General features: G+C 34.1%; 16 protein-coding genes. 13 read left to right on the top strand and 3 right to left on the bottom strand.

What is annotated here, in order from left to right; genetic code table 11:
• Nucleotides 1–268: 268 nt before the first annotated feature.
• From C1634_RS24690 to C1634_RS24660, 7 genes are all read left to right on the top strand, one after another.
• Nucleotides 269–1,051, top strand: a complete 783-nt coding sequence (locus C1634_RS24690; RefSeq protein ID WP_103235393.1) for a hypothetical protein — start codon at nt 269–271, stop codon at nt 1,049–1,051.
• Between the two features lie 290 nt (nt 1,052–1,341).
• Nucleotides 1,342–2,358 carry a hypothetical protein gene (locus C1634_RS24685; protein ID WP_103235392.1) on the top strand — a complete coding sequence of 339 codons (1,017 nt, stop codon included), beginning with the start codon at nt 1,342–1,344 and terminating at the stop codon, nt 2,356–2,358.
• 1,236 nt (nt 2,359–3,594) lie between these two features.
• Nucleotides 3,595–4,602 carry a LacI family DNA-binding transcriptional regulator gene (locus C1634_RS24680; RefSeq protein WP_109739304.1) on the top strand — a complete coding sequence of 336 codons (1,008 nt, stop codon included), beginning with the start codon at nt 3,595–3,597 and terminating at the stop codon, nt 4,600–4,602.
• Nucleotides 4,603–4,636: 34 nt separating this feature from the next.
• Nucleotides 4,637–5,551, top strand: coding sequence for a carbohydrate kinase family protein (locus tag C1634_RS24675; RefSeq protein ID WP_103234896.1), 915 nt, complete (start codon nt 4,637–4,639; stop codon nt 5,549–5,551).
• A 10-nt stretch (nt 5,552–5,561) separates the two neighbouring features.
• Nucleotides 5,562–6,806, top strand: a complete 1,245-nt coding sequence (fucP, locus tag C1634_RS24670; RefSeq protein WP_109739303.1) for an L-fucose:H+ symporter permease — start codon at nt 5,562–5,564, stop codon at nt 6,804–6,806.
• Between the two features lies 1 nt (nt 6,807).
• Nucleotides 6,808–8,220 carry a carbohydrate porin gene (locus C1634_RS24665; protein WP_109739302.1) on the top strand — a complete coding sequence of 471 codons (1,413 nt, stop codon included), beginning with the start codon at nt 6,808–6,810 and terminating at the stop codon, nt 8,218–8,220.
• A 22-nt stretch (nt 8,221–8,242) separates the two neighbouring features.
• Nucleotides 8,243–9,079: a sugar phosphate isomerase/epimerase family protein gene (locus tag C1634_RS24660; RefSeq protein WP_103234893.1), complete on the top strand. Its 837-nt coding sequence runs from the start codon at nt 8,243–8,245 to the stop codon at nt 9,077–9,079.
• A 467-nt stretch (nt 9,080–9,546) separates the two neighbouring features.
• Here the strand turns inward: C1634_RS24660 and C1634_RS24655 are convergent, their stop codons facing one another.
• On the bottom strand, nt 9,547–10,284 hold the full coding sequence (locus C1634_RS24655; RefSeq protein WP_109739301.1) for a YoaK family protein: 738 nt from the start codon (nt 10,282–10,284) through the stop codon (nt 9,547–9,549).
• A 100-nt stretch (nt 10,285–10,384) separates the two neighbouring features.
• Nucleotides 10,385–11,068 (bottom strand): Crp/Fnr family transcriptional regulator, encoded by a 684-nt coding sequence (locus C1634_RS24650; RefSeq protein ID WP_103234654.1) that lies wholly within the window; start codon nt 11,066–11,068, stop codon nt 10,385–10,387.
• Between the two features lie 131 nt (nt 11,069–11,199).
• Here C1634_RS24650 and pckA point away from each other — a divergent pair, with 131 nt between their 5' ends.
• From pckA to C1634_RS26185, 5 genes are read left to right on the top strand one after another with little or no spacing between them, the layout of a single operon-like run.
• Entirely contained in the window at nt 11,200–12,807 is a 1,608-nt protein-coding gene (gene pckA / locus C1634_RS24645; RefSeq protein WP_103234655.1) for a phosphoenolpyruvate carboxykinase (ATP), read from the top strand.
• 2 nt (nt 12,808–12,809) lie between these two features.
• Nucleotides 12,810–13,190 (top strand): glycine cleavage system protein GcvH, encoded by a 381-nt coding sequence (gene gcvH, locus C1634_RS24640; RefSeq protein WP_103234656.1) that lies wholly within the window; start codon nt 12,810–12,812, stop codon nt 13,188–13,190.
• A 6-nt stretch (nt 13,191–13,196) separates the two neighbouring features.
• Complete coding sequence (gene gcvT / locus C1634_RS24635) at nt 13,197–14,321, top strand: glycine cleavage system aminomethyltransferase GcvT (protein WP_185145159.1); 1,125 nt, start codon at nt 13,197–13,199, stop codon at nt 14,319–14,321.
• Nucleotides 14,308–14,679 carry a glycine cleavage system protein H gene (locus C1634_RS24630; protein WP_103234657.1) on the top strand — a complete coding sequence of 124 codons (372 nt, stop codon included), beginning with the start codon at nt 14,308–14,310 and terminating at the stop codon, nt 14,677–14,679. Before gcvT ends, C1634_RS24630 begins: the two co-directional genes overlap by 14 nt.
• Nucleotides 14,680–14,682: 3 nt before the next feature.
• On the top strand, nt 14,683–14,820 hold the full coding sequence (locus C1634_RS26185) for a hypothetical protein (RefSeq protein ID WP_165835401.1): 138 nt from the start codon (nt 14,683–14,685) through the stop codon (nt 14,818–14,820).
• An 842-nt stretch (nt 14,821–15,662) separates the two neighbouring features.
• Here the strand turns inward: C1634_RS26185 and C1634_RS24625 are convergent.
• A complete protein-coding gene (locus C1634_RS24625; protein ID WP_123921573.1) occupies nt 15,663–16,511 on the bottom strand; it encodes a hypothetical protein in 849 nt (282 codons plus the stop codon).
• Between the two features lie 76 nt (nt 16,512–16,587).
• On the opposite strand from C1634_RS24625, the gene C1634_RS24615 reads away from it, so the two are divergent.
• On the top strand, nt 16,588–16,968 hold the full coding sequence (locus tag C1634_RS24615) for an ester cyclase (RefSeq protein ID WP_228410160.1): 381 nt from the start codon (nt 16,588–16,590) through the stop codon (nt 16,966–16,968).
• The last annotated feature ends 185 nt before the right edge of the window (nt 16,969–17,153 follow it).

Genomic DNA, 17,153 nt, shown 5'->3' with positions numbered 1-17,153 from the left:
GCTTTCCCAGATTCATATTCTTTCAGAATATTGATAATCTGATGTTCTGAAAATTTGCTCTTTTTCATAATGTTTAACAAACTAAATTTAATAATTTTAATTGGTCTGAAAAACAGGGAAGTTTACCAAAAGGGAAAGTCTTCAATAAGGGGAAGTCAACAAATTGAGTATAATGCATATTGGGAAAGTCTTCAGGGTTAATAGCAAATAATTACTGATAGTTAAAAGTAATAATTTATAGTTTTTATATATTTTAAAAAATATCCTCATGAAGTTTTTATTACTGACAATAATGCTTTTCTTCTTTTCAAATTTATTTTCACAACAGATCATCTCAGGAAAAATAACTAATGAAGATGATTTTCTCCTCCCTCAAGTTTTGGTAATTAATATTACCCAGAATCAACAGGTATATAGTAATTTTTCGGGGCAATTCTCCATTGAGGGGAAAGCAGGTGATAAGATAAGATTTGTCAAGGAAAAATATGAGAGATTAAATATAACGGTGGTTCTAGATGGAAATATAAATAACCAACATATCAGAATGACAAAAATTCCGCAAGCCATAGAAGAGGTTAAAATATTTAAACTTTCCGGAGATCTGAGAAAAGATTCAAAAATGCTCACAAAAGGTGATAAAGCTAAAGAAGTACGGGATGCCGTTGGTCTTCCTCAACCTGTGGGCAAACTGCGGCCCAAACCCGCAGAAGTGAAACAGGTTGTTATTATGGCTGTTACAGGAACTTTAGATATCCAGGCGCTCTATGATTTGATAAGTGGTGATGCAAGAAGGATGAAACGCTGGTATAAATATGACGACTTACAGGACGATATTTTATGGATTAGAGATAGGGTAGATGATCAGGATTTTATCCGTATAGGTATTCCTAAGGAAAGAATTTCAGAATTTATTGAGTTTTCGTTTACCAACAATAGCCAGGTGAGATATTTTGTGAAACAAAAAAACCTGGAAAGTGCATTGGCTCGCATGGAAGAATCAATTTCTGTTTTTGTAGAAAGACTGACGAAGGAAGGTAGCTCAGAAAAGTGAATTATTTTTTGTTGTAAATATAAATATGTGTATTACTGATATCTTTTATTAATGATTTAATGGTAAGCAGTGATGTTTATCGAATGATGGCATTTAATCTCAAACATTAGAATGGTACATCAAGTATCAATACAATAACCCTTGTATGTATTTTATATTTCTCGACATTAATCTATGTTTTATATTATGGATTACCTTTTTAAATTAATAATTTTGAACAATATCAAAGAATATTCAAATTTCTACAATATCAATCTTAAATACAAAAAAATGAAAAAAAAATTATTCTTATGGCAGGATTACTTTTTACAGGGCTTGCATTTTCACAAGTTGGGATTAATAATACCACTCCAAAGGCTACTCTTGATGTCACGGCCAAAACATTAGACGGAAGTCAACCGGAAGGGTTAATTGCTCCTAGACTTACAGGGGACCAGATTAAGGCTGCTGATTTCCAGTACGGCTCAAACCAGACAGGAACTTTGATTTACGCTATATCTGCAGTATCTGCCTCAACTACTAAAACAGCCAACATTAATGCAGCTGGCTATTATTATTTTGACGGAAATATCTGGCAGAAAGTCATTAATTCCAATACATCCGCTGTTTACAGTGCTAATAACGGACTTACAATGTCAGGGAACAATGTAAAATTGGGAGGTACTCTTACTGAAGCTACTTCTATTTCAGGAGTTACAGCGACAAATAGACTTACAGTGACTGGAACTGGTATTGATGCAATAAATTTCGACAATAATACTTTTAGTGTTGATGCGAATAATGACAGAATTGGAATAGGAACCAATTCTCCAGCACAAAAGCTGGATGTTAATGGTAAACTAAGAATTGGAACAGTAAGCTCTACATCCGCTTCTTCTGTATCAACATTAGTAAGGGACAATAGTACTGGAGAAGTAATGGTAGCTGGTACATCAACAAACACAAAGCCTCTTAATTATGTTAAATATGTAATAAGCAATGTTAATAAAGATTGGATAAGCGACTTTAATACAAACATCTCTTCAACTGATTACACGGTAGTGGTAGTAGGAAGCAGTTTCAGTGAACAATTTATTTCGAGCCTTACTGCAAATACCTACAATCCTGTCAATGTTAATGCAGTTGTAGGTACTGGAGGAAGTTGGAGACTGACTGCAGACTATAATGGAGGAGCGTCAGCTAATAATGGAACATGGACAATCTATTGTCTTATTCTTAATAATTCACAAGTTAAAACACTTTCAGATGTGACAGCAAATTTGGGTGGAGCAAATACAGGTAGTGCAGCAGCACCATCAGGATTATAGAATAGATTGGAATTTATAATTCAATCAATTACTAATAATGAATTTGAATTATAAAGTATTTCGAAATTATTAAAAAAACTATTCTAATAAACACATTGATTCTATCGAAAGGAAATTTTTATATGGTCTTAAACATTTCCTTTTCCAAACTATTTATCTTTGCTTTTTATTATAAGCTGTTGGTTGTAGAGAGTTTGTTTGCCTCAAAAAATAAAATAGATTTTAAACAGATACATGTTGGGAATATTGTAATTTCACCCACTTTAGGGAAACTCAAAAGTAGAGTTTTTGATTAATAATTTTAACCTCCCCCCGATATATTGAACATTTGAAATCTTGTTGGAATTTGGGAAACTCGTTGGCCTTGGCGTGGGCAAGTTTTCCATATTTCAATAAAAAACCACTTGGTGTTAGATATTGTAATGATTTGTGAGGACGCTTATTATTATACAGCACATCCAGATTTTTGAAATTTAATGCTTTAGGATCAGTTTAAATTACAAGATAAGCATTCCCAAAATATGATCATGTAAATTATTATGACATTAGTGATTACTAATTCAAAAGTAAACAAACTCTTACTTCAGTCGAAAGAGTACTTAATAAAATAAAATGTTATAATAAACATTTTAAAAATAAATCAGTGAGAATATTGAATTAGGGTATAGAATATTCTTTCGTCGATTCGCAATAAGAGTTCTTTTTATATTCTGTGATCATTACCGGATTTATTGTGTGACTTTAAAAAATTAATTTGTAATAGATTTATCTACGCAAGTTTGTGATATATTAATTATTCAACGCTATTAGCATATCTTGAACGTACTCTCATTCTAGATCCAATGAAAAAGAACTTACCCTCTGATATAAAGGTCTACAGATTTGCGTTCTTTCAATCGTTTGATCTTTTTCCAAAAACAGTATCAATTAAAGTTACAGATTTTTGTGTTCAATTATCATTTCGTCTTAATTTTTAAAATACAGTTAGTAAAAATTTATTCACATATTTCAAGTTAAACGTTTAACTTGAATATAATTTCAGTAAGATGATTCGTTAATATTGAGATAAATTATTTTTTTTATAAAAATATAATTTATTGATATTGAGTGCTTAAAATTTTAAAATCGTAGATTTTAAAATTTTCCAAATTACACTTTTTTTTGAATTGAAGAATAAAAAATCACTATTGTTTATTAAATTTATTATTAAATACTTTGCATTTGTAAATCAAACCAATGAAAAGAGCTTCAATTAAAGATATTGCCAGAATTGCCGGAGTTTCAGTTGCAACAGTATCTTATGTGCTTAATAAGAAGGACGGACAAAGAATCAGTGAAGAAACAAAGAAAAAAATTTTTGAAATTGCTGAAACGATTAACTATGTTCCAAATAGAATTGCAAAGAGCCTTCAGAATAATAAAACGAAATTATTAGGCTTGATCGTTGCTGATATTTCCAACGACTTTTATTCCAGCATTGCAAGACATTTGGAAGACAAATCTTTAAAATTGGGATATACTTTGATCATTGGAAGTTCAGACGAAAATCCGGATAAATTTGCGAAGTTGGTAGAACTTTTCTCTCAGCAGCAAGTAGACGGTATGATTGTAGCGCCAGTCACAGGTTCAGAAGTAATCCTGCAAAAATTGGTAGAAAAAAATTATCCATTGGTGACCATTGACAGATATCTGAAAGGAATCAACATTCCTGCCATTATTTTAAATAATAGAGAAATTACGGAAAGCACGACCAATTTTTTGATAGAAAAAGATTTTGATCAAATAATCTACATTGGTTATGATACGAAATTACCACATCTTTTGGATCGCCAAAATGGTTTCGAATCAACAATTGCTGAGTCAGGAAAAATGATTTCAACCAAGAATATTTTGGTTAGTTTAGAAAATATCACAGAGGAAATTCAGTTCAAACTCATAGAGGTTCTAGGGGCGAATCCTACTAATACTGCACTCTTCTTTTCAAGTAATAAGCTCGCTGTGGCGGGGCTTTCCTATTTGTTGAAAAATAACATCACCGTTCCGCAAGATGTTTCGGTTGTAGCATTTGATGAGACAGATGCATATCAGTTATTTCCTTGTAGTATTACTTACATAAAACAACCTCTGGTGGATATGGCAGATGAAGCAGTAAAATTATTGGATATGCAGATTAATCAATATTCTTCTGTTGCGAAGAAAATAACTTTGTCAGGAGAACTTGTCATTCAAAATTCAACTATATAATATTTTTTTTAAAAGGTTAAACGTTTAACTTAAAATGGATACAAATAAAAATTTTTACGCAGTATGTTTCGGAGAAGTTCTTTGGGACATTTTTCCCACTGAAACCCGAGCTGGCGGAGCCCCATTCAATGTTGCATACAACTTAGACAAAATGGAGGTGGAAGTGAAAATGATCACTAAAATCGGAAACGATACGTTAGGAGCTGATCTTCTCAAACAAATCAAGAGCTGGAACATTTCCACCGATTATATCCAAATTGATAGCGAAAAACCTACTGGAACTGTTATTGCCAGTTTTGACGAACAAGGAGAAGCGCATTATGACATTGTAAATGACGTAGCTTGGGATCATATTGAGATTTCTCTTGAACATCGCGCACTTGTAGAAAATGCTCAAGCCTTCGTTTTTGGAAGTCTGATTGCAAGAAATGAAGAATCAAGAAACACATTACTACAATTGATAGAGTTTGCAAAATTCACAGTTTTTGATGTGAATTTCCGTCCGCCTTTTATCGATTTTGATTTGGTGAAAACATTATTGAGTAAAGCTGATTTAGTAAAAATGAATAAAGCTGAACTGAGGCAGATCATCGAATTTTTGGATAAGGAATATATCGATGAAGACAGCAGTATCAAATATCTTCAAAATCATTTTGATCTGGATGAAATCGTTCTTACGAAAGGAAGTAAAGGTGCAAGATATTTTGTCGGAGATGAAAGCTATACATTCTCTGCCATTTCCATAGAAATCAAAGATACAGTAGGAAGCGGAGATTCTTTTCTTGCTGGATTCTTATCTAAAAAATTTCAAAGGAAAACTCCTGACAAGATTATGAAACAAGCCGTTGCTTTAGGTGCTTTCATTACATCAAAATCAGGCGCTTGTCCAGATTATACTTTCGAAGAATTCAAGTCATTTCGTGAAGAACATTACAGTAAAACGATCTAAAAACAAGACTATGAACACTACAAAATTTACAGAGAAGAAATACTATGTCGTACTGGCTTTTGTTATTTCGTTATTTTTCTTTTGGGCGATTGCCTTGACGATGGGTGATGTGCTGAACAAACATTTTCAAAATGTACTCAAAATATCTAAGTCAGAATCCGGCCTAGTACAGCTTTCAATCTTTGGAGCTTATGCATTGATGGGAATTCCCGCTGGATTATTTATGAAGAGATTTGGCTATAAATTGGGTGTGATCTTAGGATTGTCGCTTTTTGCACTTGGGTCATTTCTTTTCATTCCAGCAGCAAATCAAATATCATTTAATTTTTTCAGAATTGCACTTTTTGTTTTGGCGATGGGAATGGCAACTTTGGAAACTGTTGCACATCCTTTTGTTGCAGCTTTAGGAAATGAGAAAACGAGTGATCAAAGAGTAAATTTCGCTCAGTCTTTCAATGGTTTGGGTGCGATTATAGGGCCGCTTTTGGGTGGTTTTTTCATCTTCGGAAGATCTGGTTTGGAGGATAATTCATTAGATTCCGTTAAAAATCTTTACACCTGGATTGGCATTGTCATTTTGACGATAACGATTATTTTTTCTTTTATTAAAGTCCCAAGTCTGAAAGATACTCACGCGGGAGAAATTCAAATTTCAGATAGTGAAAAAGGAGTAGAAGCTGATGTCTCAGACCCTCACGCACCACTTTACAAGCAGAGGCATTTTATATTTGCAGTGATAGCCCAGTTTTTCAATATCGCAGCGCAAGGTGGAACATGGGCTTATTTCATCAATTATGGTGTGGAAAAAATGAACCTTCCAGAGATTCAGGCTTCTTATTATTTCTCATTAAGTATGGCAATGATGATGATAGGACGTTTCGTGGGAACATTTTTGATGAAGTTCATCGCCCCGAATAAGCTTCTTGCAATTTTCACGGCTTGTAATATTGTTTTATGTTTGATTATCTCGCAAAGTTTCGGTTGGGTATCTTTTATGAGTTTGATATTATTGAATCTATTTCTGAGCGTAATGTATCCTACGATTTTTAGCCTTGGACTCAAAAGATTAGGCAGCAAAGTTCCACAAGCTTCGTCATTCCTTGTAATGGCAATGTTCGGAGGTGCTATTTTTCCACCTTTGATGGGAAAAATTGCTGAGAAAGATATTGCGCACGCTTATCTCCTTCCAATCATTTGTTACGCTGTTATTCTATTATTTGCTTTGAAATTCTACAAGCCAAAGACACTTAAATAAGATGAAAAACTTAAATGTTTTTAAATATAGCTTTTGGTTTTTATTGATCATTAGCAAGGTTTCTTACGCACAAATTATAATTACTAATAAAGATTTTTCATTCGGGACAACTGGAAGAATTGGTGCTGGATATTCTCCAAATGCTGACGGAAAAACAGGAAGACAACTGAATCTTAATAATCAGGGTTCGCTTGGTGGAAGAATGGATCAGGGTGATTATGTGGATTTTTTACCAGCTTTTCATTTCGCTCCGGTGTTAAATGGAGACAGTGTAAAATCAACTAAGATTGATATGCAGGCGAGACTGAGTTTCTATTCTGGCGGCACTTTTATTGGAAACGTAGATTCAAAATCAAATCAGGGAATGATCATCGCCTTACCAGAAGCTTTTGTGGAAGCCAGAAATATTATGGGAAGCGATTGGGATGTATGGGCAGGATCGCGTTGGCTGAGATATGACGATGTGCATATTGCAGATTATTTTTATTTCGATGACCATTCGGCAACGGGTTGGGGCTTGAGACATAAAAATACCAGATTCTCTATGTTTTTCCCTGCGGCAATTGATACAGCAGTAAGTAATTCAACACCTTATTCTTATACCAATATCATTAGTGGAAAAAAGAATCTGATCTACAGACAGCGTGAGGTTTTTGTTTTGGAACAGATTATTCCATTCAAAAATAATATTCATAAACTGAAACTTCTCGCGGAGTTCCATAACCTAGATAAATCAGGGGAAAACTCGATGGAACATTATCCATCCGATAAAGGTTGGGTTTTTGGAGCTAAATTAAATACGAATTTAAAAACAAAAATTGCGGGTTCATTTAATCAAATATCAGTAAGATACGGAAGTGGAATTGCTAATGGCGGTGACAGCGGAAATACTCAGGCCTGGCGAACTTACGGAGCTCCGAACGAAGTGACAAAAACCTACAAAGATGCTTATTCTTTAACAGCAGTTGAGCATATTTTGTTAAATCTTTCTAATAAATGGTCAGTCAATGCTTATAGTGTTTTTACAATGAGTAAAGGTGGGTCAAATAGTGATAATAAAGCAATCGATTATTATCAAAGAGAAATTTTTAATAAAAAATCAGAATTTAATACAGGTTTAAGAGCTACTTATTATTTTAATAATTGGTTTCATATTCTTTCAGAATTTCATTTTGCATTGAGGAAAGACGGAAATCAAAATTCAGCTTCGATGACGAAATTGGTTTTAGCCCCTACAATTGTTCCGACAGCAGAAAGAAGTGTCTGGGAAAGACCGCATATCCGTTTCATTGCTGAAGTTTCAAGGTATAATGATGAGGCGAAGAATAGTTTGTATTCTCCATTTTTACAGCAATCTGGTTCTAAAAGATTTGGAACTTACTTTGGGGTGAGAACAGAATGGTGGATCTTCTAATAAAAATTTAAAAATAAAAAAAATGAAAGTAAAATTTGGAGCCTCATTATTATCCTGGATAACACCCAACTGGAATCCGGAAGCAGGAAAATATGCGATAGAGAAAACGGCAGAAGCAGGTTTTGATTTAATTGAAATCCTTTTGCCAACCTCGATGGAATTCAATTCAAAGGAAATAAAGCAGCAATTGAAAGATAATAATCTGGATGTCGTCTGCTCTCTAAATCTCCCCAAAGAAGCACACATTGCTTTTTATCCTGAAGTTGCAGAGAAATTGATCAAACAGGCAATCGATAAAACTTCAGAACTAGAAACTGATTTTTTAGGTGGCGTTCTACATGGCGGAATTGGCGCATTCTCTGGAAATCCTTTAACCAAAAATGAAGCTGAAATCATTGTGGAAGTTTGGAACAAAGTTGCAGATTATGCCAAAGAAAAATGCGTGAATATAGGAATTGAACCTATCAACCGTTATGAATCTTATGTTTGCAATACGGCAGAAAATGTCCTTAATTTAATTAAACAAACAGGGAAAGATAATTTGTTTCTTCACCTCGATACGTTTCATATGAATATTGAAGAAAATAATTTTTATGATCCAATAATCCTTGCCGGAAAAAAATTAAAACATATCCACATCACAGAATCCCATCGCGGTATGTTGGGCGAAGGGACTATCAATTGGGAAGAATTTTTTAAAGCCTTGAAAGAAATAGATTTTGAAGGAAATTTGATTTTAGAGAATTTTTCATCATCAATTCCCGGTATGCAGCAGATGGTTTCTCTTTGGCAGAAATCACCTTACAATGCAGAAGAATTAGCTCTAAAAAGTTTAAATTTTCTAAACCTCAATGTATAGTAAAGGATTCGAGTTAATACATATATTCGCGGAAATTATCTTGTAAAGAAAAAAAATCAGAAAATAAAAAATTACTCTTAGGGAAATTATTCTAAGTTGAGAAATTACTGCTAATTATTAATGAGTAAATCTTACGATACTCAGAGTAGGCAGTAGGCTTTAGGAAATTTAACAATATAAGAATATCAAAATTTAATGTCTAGTCGATCTAAAAATATAGAAAAATGAGTATGTAATTTTGTTTGAAAAATAGGTGTAAGTTCATTGCTAAATTATATTTTACCAAAAATATGGTACTAAAAGTGAAGGTAACTTAGGTAATGTATAAAAGAGTTTAGGGAACACTAATAGTGTTTGTTTTGCATGATTTAATTATAGGTATTTTAAAACAAAGCACATTTAAATAATTTTTTGATCATCTAATAACTATTATTTAATATTTTATTTCAGAGAAGTTTTTAGTATATTTAATCATGTTGTCTGAAACTTCTTTTCAGATGATAATACCTGAATAGAATCTGGTCATACCAAAGAGCAATTATTAAAAGACCTGTTGGAATCAGTAGTGTTTTCAGTTCGAAATGCTGGAAAGTGAAACCACCGATAATACCTCCTAAAAAGAAGCAACTAATAATCATTAGTTTTAAAAAAATACTTTTATACAATCTTATTTTTTCCTTTTTTTCATAGGAAAAGAAGAGCTGCGACAGTTCTATACCCAAATCTGTGAAGAGTCCGGTAAGATGGGTAGTTCTTACAACAGATTGGGATACTTTCGTTACCAGGGCATTTTGCAATCCCATAGCAAAAAGCAGCGCAAAAGAAATAATTATTGACATTGAAAAGTTGCCTTTGAGTAGTAAAATAGGAACAAAAGCTGTCATAATTAAGATAATCGCTTCAATTGATATAGGAATGGTATAGGAGGTTTGTAATCTGTATTTAGAGGCCCATTCGATAACTAATCCTGAAATAAAAGCTCCTAATAAAAAGAAAATTATATAAAATAAATAGATGAAAGCCATCTGATAGTTTTCTAAAAACAGCTGTTCTGAAAAAAATGCGAAGTGTCCCGTAACATTAGTGGTCAATGTATCTACAGCCAGCACGCCTGTAATATTTACCATTCCTGCCACAGAAGATAGAATAGATGCTAACTTTAGATTATGAGAATAGGTACGCCCTTTACCTTTATGCCTGAACATTAGTATTTAATTTTTTAAATGATATAAAAAGATTTCGAAGCCACAAAGGATAAAAAAATTGGACAGAAGTCAAGTATATCTATCCTACATTCAGAAAAGCTTAATGCAGATTAGCAATACGGGTTAGCTCTTTAATATCTAAAAGCTTTATTTTTCGTCCATCCATTAAAATAAGATCATCCTGCCTGAAATTATGAAGGATGCGTGCTAATGTTTCATTGGCTGTTCCCACCATATTTGCTAAGTCAGTCCTTGAAAGAGCAATGTATACGCTTTCTTCAGTAACATTTGATTTATATTTTTTGTGTAGGATCAGCAGGCTGAGTGCTACACGTTCCCTTACTGTACGTTGGGAAAGAACAGCCATCAGATTGGCCATTACACTGAACTCATGACTCAAACTTTTTAAAAGCAGTCTTGAAAATACAACTGATTGATCAAGAATCTTTAAAAAATCCTCTTTTGATATAAAGGCAATGACTGAATTTTCGATAGCCTGTGTTGTATCTCCGTACGATTCATTACTTAATATAGCAGGGTAGCCAAAAAATTCTCCGGTATTATAAATATAAATAATCTGTTCCCTTCCATCATTATCCACTTTGTATTTCTTCACTTTACCTGTTTTTAAGTAAAAGATACCTCTGGGCATCGTTCCATCAGTAAAAATAGCTTCGCTTTTACGGTAATTCTTATTTTGCATTGTTGCTTTGAGCATCTCCTTATCATACTGGGGAAGCTCGTCAAAGAGATATTGGTTATTGAAAATAAATTTTGAGATCATAGCTTACTACAAAAATACACTATTTTAAGCTAAGTGAAACTTGACTTAAATCAAACTTTAAAGAGAGATAGATCATTATAAATTCTTAATAAACAGTTTACTTTTGCTGGAATAATAATACTGATTTTGAGATGGAGCATATTGAACATTTGAAAAATATAGGCATTGTATCTGCTAAAGAAGTTTTTTGGAATTTATCAGAACCTCAGTTAATATCCCAGACTTTAAGAAATGATGAGGGTATTATAGCCAGATCAGGGGCACTGGCCTGCGACACTGGTGAGTTTACAGGACGTTCTCCGAAAGACAAATATATTGTTAATGATGAAAAAACCGCAGATTCAGTCTGGTGGGGAGAATTTAATCACCCTTTTTTACCAGAAGATTTTGCCAAGCTATATGAACGTGTTACCGATCATCTCTCACATAAGGATATCTATATTAAGGATGTTTATGCCTGTGCAAAATCACAATATCGCCTTAATATAAGGGTTATTACAGAAAACCCATGGCAGAGTTTATTCGCGAATAATCTGTTTTTGAACCCGAGTGAAAAGGAGTTGGGAACATTTGATCATGAATGGCTTATCCTTGCAGCTCCCGAGTTTAATGCTGATCCAAAGATGGACAAGACTCGCCAACATAATTTTACGATTATCAATTTTACAAAAAAAGTGATTCTTATCGGAGGAAGTGCTTATACGGGTGAGATGAAAAAAGCAATTTTCACAGTATTGAATTATATACTCCCTCATGAGAAGAATGTACTTTCGATGCACTGTTCAGCTAATATCGGAACAGAAGGGGACACCGCTGTATTTTTTGGACTGTCTGGAACAGGGAAAACGACACTTTCCGCAGATCAGTCCAGAAAACTGATTGGAGATGATGAGCATGGATGGGATGATGATCATGTTTTTAATTTTGAAGGCGGGTGTTATGCAAAGTGTTATGGTCTGAGTAGAGAAAAAGAACCTCAAATATTTTCTGCCATACGTTATGGAACATTACTTGAGAATGTTCGTTTTCTGGAAGGGACTGACGTTGTAGACTATGAAAACGTTTCTGTAACAGAGAATACAAGAGCAGCATATCCAATTGAATTTATAGAAAATGCAGTACATCCATCTATTGGGAGAATACCCAATAATATTTTTTTTCTAACCTGTGATGCGTTTGGAGTATTGCCTCCTATCTCAAAATTAACGGTGGGTCAGGCGATGTATCATTTTATTTCAGGATATACGGCGAAAGTTGCAGGAACTGAAGCTGGAATTACCGAGCCACAGACTACATTTTCAGCATGTTTTGGGAGGCCTTTTCTCCCTCTTCATCCTATGAAATATGCTGAACTGCTGGGAAAAAAACTGAAAGATAACAAGGTTAACGTATGGCTTATTAATACAGGTTGGTCTGGAGGAGCCTACGGAACAGGAGAACGCATAAAATTGGCTTACACGAGATCAATGATAACCGCTGTATTGGAAAATAAATTAGAAAATGCAGATTTTATAAGAGATGCTGTTTTTGGACTTCATATGCCTTTACAATGTGATGGAGTACCGTCAGAAATCTTAAATCCCAAAAATACCTGGACAGACCAGCGTAAATATGATGAAAAAGCTTTGGTCCTTGCGACCCGTTTTGCAGAGAATTTTAAAGATTTTGAGTCTTCTGCCAGTCAAGAAATTATTAATGGAGGTCCTATTGTGCAAAATAAATTAAATAAAGAACAATAAAAATGAAAATTCCTGAAAACCTCTTGTATACAGAGGACCATGAATGGGTAAGATTAGAAAATGATGCAGCATATATTGGAATTACCGATTTTGCCCAGAATGAATTAGGCGATATTGTGTATGTTGAAATCGAGACCCTTTGGGAAGTTTTAAAGCAACATGAAGTATTTGGAGCCGTTGAAGCGGTTAAGACAGTATCAGACCTCTTTCTGCCTATTGCCGGAAAAGTACTGGAAATCAATCAAAAACTGATAACCAATCCTGAATTGGTGAATAACGATCCCTATGGAGATGGATGGATGATCAAAATTAAAATTGACAATATTTTTGATACTGAAAGTCTGCTGAGATCTGGTGCTTATGCCTCACTAATTGGTTTGTAGGACAATATGGAAACTGTAAAAATTAAGAAAACGGCTTTCAACGCGATACATCATATTCTTGGTGGGAAAATGATGAATTTTGCAGGGTATGAAATGCCTGTTCAATATAAAGGCGTCAACCATGAACATGAAACCGTAAGAAATGGAGTAGGGGTTTTTGATGTTTCTCATATGGGAGAGATCTCAATACAGGGGAAAGGAGCTGTGCAGTTAATTCAGAAAATTACCTCCAATGATGTATCAAAACTTATTCCCGGAAAAGTACAGTATAGCTGTATGTCTAATGATAAAGGTGGAATAGTGGATGATCTTCTGGTGTATATGATTCAGCAGGATGATTATCTGTTGGTTGTTAATGCATGCAATATACAAAAAGACCTGAACTGGATGCTTACCAATAATTCTTTTGGTGCAGAAATTACCAATATTTCAGACTCTATTTCTTTATTGGCTGTTCAGGGACCAAAATCGGTAGACGTTTTACAGAAGTTGACGGATATCAATTTGACGGATATGGAATATTACACATTCACCATAGGTGAGTTGGCCCATATTCCAAATGTTTTGGTATCTGCTACAGGATATACTGGAGCTGGAGGATTTGAAATATATATAGAAAACAGATATGCAGCCCATCTTTGGGAAGCCATTTTTGAGGCTGGAAGGGAGGAAAATATAGAGCCTGTTGGATTAGCTGCGAGGGATACACTTCGTCTGGAGATGGGCTTTTGTTTATATGGAAATGATATTGATGATTTTACTTCACCATTAGAAGCCGGATTGAGCTGGATTACAAAATTCACAAAGGACTTTGTTCACAGTGGGTTTTTAAAAATTCAGAAAGAAAAGAATGTAACTAAAAAACTGGTAGGTTTTGAAATAAAAGATAAGGGCATTGCCAGGCATGGTTACGAAATTTGCAATACAAATCACGAGGTTATTGGAGTTGTTACTTCCGGCACCATGTCACCGACATTAAAAAAATCGATCGGTATGGGATATATCGCCACAAAGTACTCTAATGTAGGTAATGAAATTTTTATCAATATCAGAAATAAACCTGTCAAAGCGATTATCGTAAGAACACCTTTCATAAAAAAACAAAAATTGAATTCATATGTTAACTCCTAAAAACCTTTATTATACAAAAAACCATTTATGGCTGAGAAAAATTGGCTTATATGATTTTTGCATAGGTATTACTGATTTCGCCCAGAAAGAAATAGGAGAAATTGACCTGGTTGAATTCAATGTTGAAGAAAACATAATAACAGAAACAGTTTCGTGGGGTGCTGTTTATGGAATCAACAAAACGTTTTCCCTTATTTCGCCTTGTGATTGTAAAATTATAGAGGTGAATACTATGTTGAACAAAAAACCCTCCCATATTAATACAGATCCTTACAGCTATTGGTTCTTGAGTGTTTCAACAGAAATTTGCACCAGTGAATTTTTAACAGGTGAAGAATATATTAAACTTACCCAATGATATTTGAAAAGCTTATTAAGCATTGATTTTAAAGACAGTATTTTTAATGAACTTTATCCCAATCATATAAAGGAATTAGCAAGCCGTCACTGGACGCCCATTGCTGTTGCCAGGCTGGCGGCCGAATATCTTGCGAGATAGCATAATAGTAAAATATTGGATATTGGTGCAGGTGCCGGATAATTTTGCTTGGTTGGAGCTGCTTCTAAAAACGGGATGTTTTTTGGAGTCGAGTAGAGAGTTTCTCTCACGGCAATATAAAAAAAGATAGCTGACAGATATAAAATGCCAATCCAGATTTAACTCTTTCTGGGTATTTCGAAATATATAATTTAAATTTTTATTAACAATTAAGACCAACTAAGAGGTAGTTGGTCTTAATTGTTTTGTTAGAAAAATATAAACATAATTAATTGATGTAGAATTATATATATAAAATTTATATCAGCTGTGATGGCTCTTCATAAGCAACAATATTATCTAAAATTATCATCTCCCATTAATGATAATTAAAAATATAGCATTATTCCAATTAGTAAACAATCAAAAAATTTGCAAAAAACCACTAGTTTATTTTTCATTTTGCTTTTATGTCCTGCTTTCAGAAACAATATATTCTAGGAGAATTTCATTATTGGTTTATAAAAGTCACCATTTTATAAATGATGTATAGAATCCAGATTGGAAAGCATAAAGTTGTAAAGATATCCTTATTAGCAAAAAAATTATAGTAGCAGAATTTCTAATTTTTTTTCACAGTAAACTATGGGCAAATTATCTCTGTTATTAAAGTGGTGTATAAGTGATCATTATAGTTGAGCCAGGGCCTGTGAAATACTGTAGATCATTGTTTCTATTGCAGCGTGTATATACTGATACAGTCTCATTTGCGTTAAGAATAACGGTTTTAATAAGAGCGGAAGTCCCCTCGCCACCAGTCTCCCTGTATTTGGACAGCGGTTCCATTGGAGTCAACTTGTATGCTATATCCCCCTGGTTAAGTTATTAGTGTCCTGGGGAACATTGCTGAATAAGACCCATGCTTCCACAGTATAGAGCCCATATTTTGCGGCTACAAATGTATTCTGGTATGCTGACGTAGCGATGAAATTTCCATATCTTCTTTGTATATTATCAAAATTTAGATTATATAAATTACCGTTTGAAGGGTGACCTGCAGATCCAATAGTATCGGCATATAAGCCGAGAGTTGGCAAGTTTACAACCACCTTTTTTAATGTACCATTGCTTGAAATGGCTACATAATCATCTGTAGAAGACATATTACCTGCAGGCACACTCCTGAATCTTGCATTGCCTTCTACATCTAACTTTTCAGATGGTGCTTGAGTGCTTATTCCTGTATTCCCTTTATCCAATACCGTTATACGTCTGTTCGCACCAGTGCCGGAAATAGCCATTATGGGTTGGCTCGCATCGTTATTGTCAACAGCAAGTGTTACGCCTACATAATTGGATCCTACTCTTAGTTTTTGCGAGAATTTACCATTTCCAGATGCGGCTACATTGCACAACACTTGTAATTTTTCTGTTGGTGTTGATGTACCTATACCTACATTTCCATTACCTGTAAATCCAATATTGTAGCCGTTCAGATTCGCATTACGGTTTGCTTTGAGTCTTCCATCGTCTTTGTAGATGCTAGTATCCGGAGTTTGCCCTGACAGAGTACCAAACTTTATCCAAAAATTCCCGTAAAAATAATAGTATCCCTCCGAATTAATGTTTGTGGTTTTGTCACCACTCACTCCTGCGTTGGGACTTGTAGATTTGGCATAGAGAATAGTCCCTTTTTGGGTGGTGCCGTACATAGCATTCTTGCCCTGTATTCCTCTTGGGCTTTCTCGCTCTTGTCAATCAATTTTATCATTAATTTTCTTTTGAAGAGTGTATTTACTTCCGTATTTTTTTTCTGATGATAATCAAACAATCTTTCATTTTCTTCCACTTTGGCTTTGTCCTTTTCAGGCTGACCCATTGCAGGGTCCTAAAGTTTATTTGACGATTATCGGAATGATGCGCAGGGGCTTTCCGCATATTGAGTGGAGTAATGAAGAAATGATCACTGAGAATGATAAAGTAGCAGTTAGGTTTACCATGAAAGGAACTCATAAAGGAACTTTTTTTGGAGTACCCGCGACCGGAAAACCGATCGCAGTTAGTGCAATGAATTTTTACCGTTTTTATGAAAACAAGATCATAGAAGAAGTAGGACAACCTGATTTGCTTGGTTTACTGACTCAAATCGGAGCTGTACCCGCAATATAATTATAGGCAAAGAATGAGCAATAAATAAATACAATTTTTATTACAGGAGCTGAAGTTACCCAAATCAGCTTTTATTGTTAAGGCAAGTATAAAATTGGAAATTATTAAAAATATATACACATAATCAATAGAGCAGATTTAATGTAAAATACTATCATTAAAAATTGCTTGTCTGCAACATCTTT

Origin of the sequence: Chryseobacterium viscerum, from assembly GCF_002899945.2 — a bacterium.
Classification (GTDB): domain Bacteria; phylum Bacteroidota; class Bacteroidia; order Flavobacteriales; family Weeksellaceae; genus Chryseobacterium; species Chryseobacterium viscerum.
The sequence above is the reverse complement of the archived record's forward strand: the minus strand, read 5'-3'. Positions and strand labels throughout refer to the sequence as shown.

Coding starts and splice junctions, on each gene's coding strand:
- C1634_RS24690 (WP_103235393.1), top strand. CDS start 269: ATGAAGTTTTTATTACTGACAATAATGCTTTTCTTCTTTTCAAATTTA.
- C1634_RS24685 (WP_103235392.1), top strand. CDS start 1,342: ATGGCAGGATTACTTTTTACAGGGCTTGCATTTTCACAAGTTGGGATT.
- C1634_RS24680 (WP_109739304.1), top strand. CDS start 3,595: ATGAAAAGAGCTTCAATTAAAGATATTGCCAGAATTGCCGGAGTTTCA.
- C1634_RS24675 (WP_103234896.1), top strand. CDS start 4,637: ATGGATACAAATAAAAATTTTTACGCAGTATGTTTCGGAGAAGTTCTT.
- fucP (WP_109739303.1), top strand. CDS start 5,562: ATGAACACTACAAAATTTACAGAGAAGAAATACTATGTCGTACTGGCT.
- C1634_RS24665 (WP_109739302.1), top strand. CDS start 6,808: ATGAAAAACTTAAATGTTTTTAAATATAGCTTTTGGTTTTTATTGATC.
- C1634_RS24660 (WP_103234893.1), top strand. CDS start 8,243: ATGAAAGTAAAATTTGGAGCCTCATTATTATCCTGGATAACACCCAAC.
- C1634_RS24655 (WP_109739301.1), bottom strand. CDS start 10,284: ATGTTCAGGCATAAAGGTAAAGGGCGTACCTATTCTCATAATCTAAAG.
- C1634_RS24650 (WP_103234654.1), bottom strand. CDS start 11,068: ATGATCTCAAAATTTATTTTCAATAACCAATATCTCTTTGACGAGCTT.
- pckA (WP_103234655.1), top strand. CDS start 11,200: ATGGAGCATATTGAACATTTGAAAAATATAGGCATTGTATCTGCTAAA.
- gcvH (WP_103234656.1), top strand. CDS start 12,810: ATGAAAATTCCTGAAAACCTCTTGTATACAGAGGACCATGAATGGGTA.
- gcvT (WP_185145159.1), top strand. CDS start 13,197: ATGGAAACTGTAAAAATTAAGAAAACGGCTTTCAACGCGATACATCAT.
- C1634_RS24630 (WP_103234657.1), top strand. CDS start 14,308: ATGTTAACTCCTAAAAACCTTTATTATACAAAAAACCATTTATGGCTG.
- C1634_RS24625 (WP_123921573.1), bottom strand. CDS start 16,511: ATGTACGGCACCACCCAAAAAGGGACTATTCTCTATGCCAAATCTACA.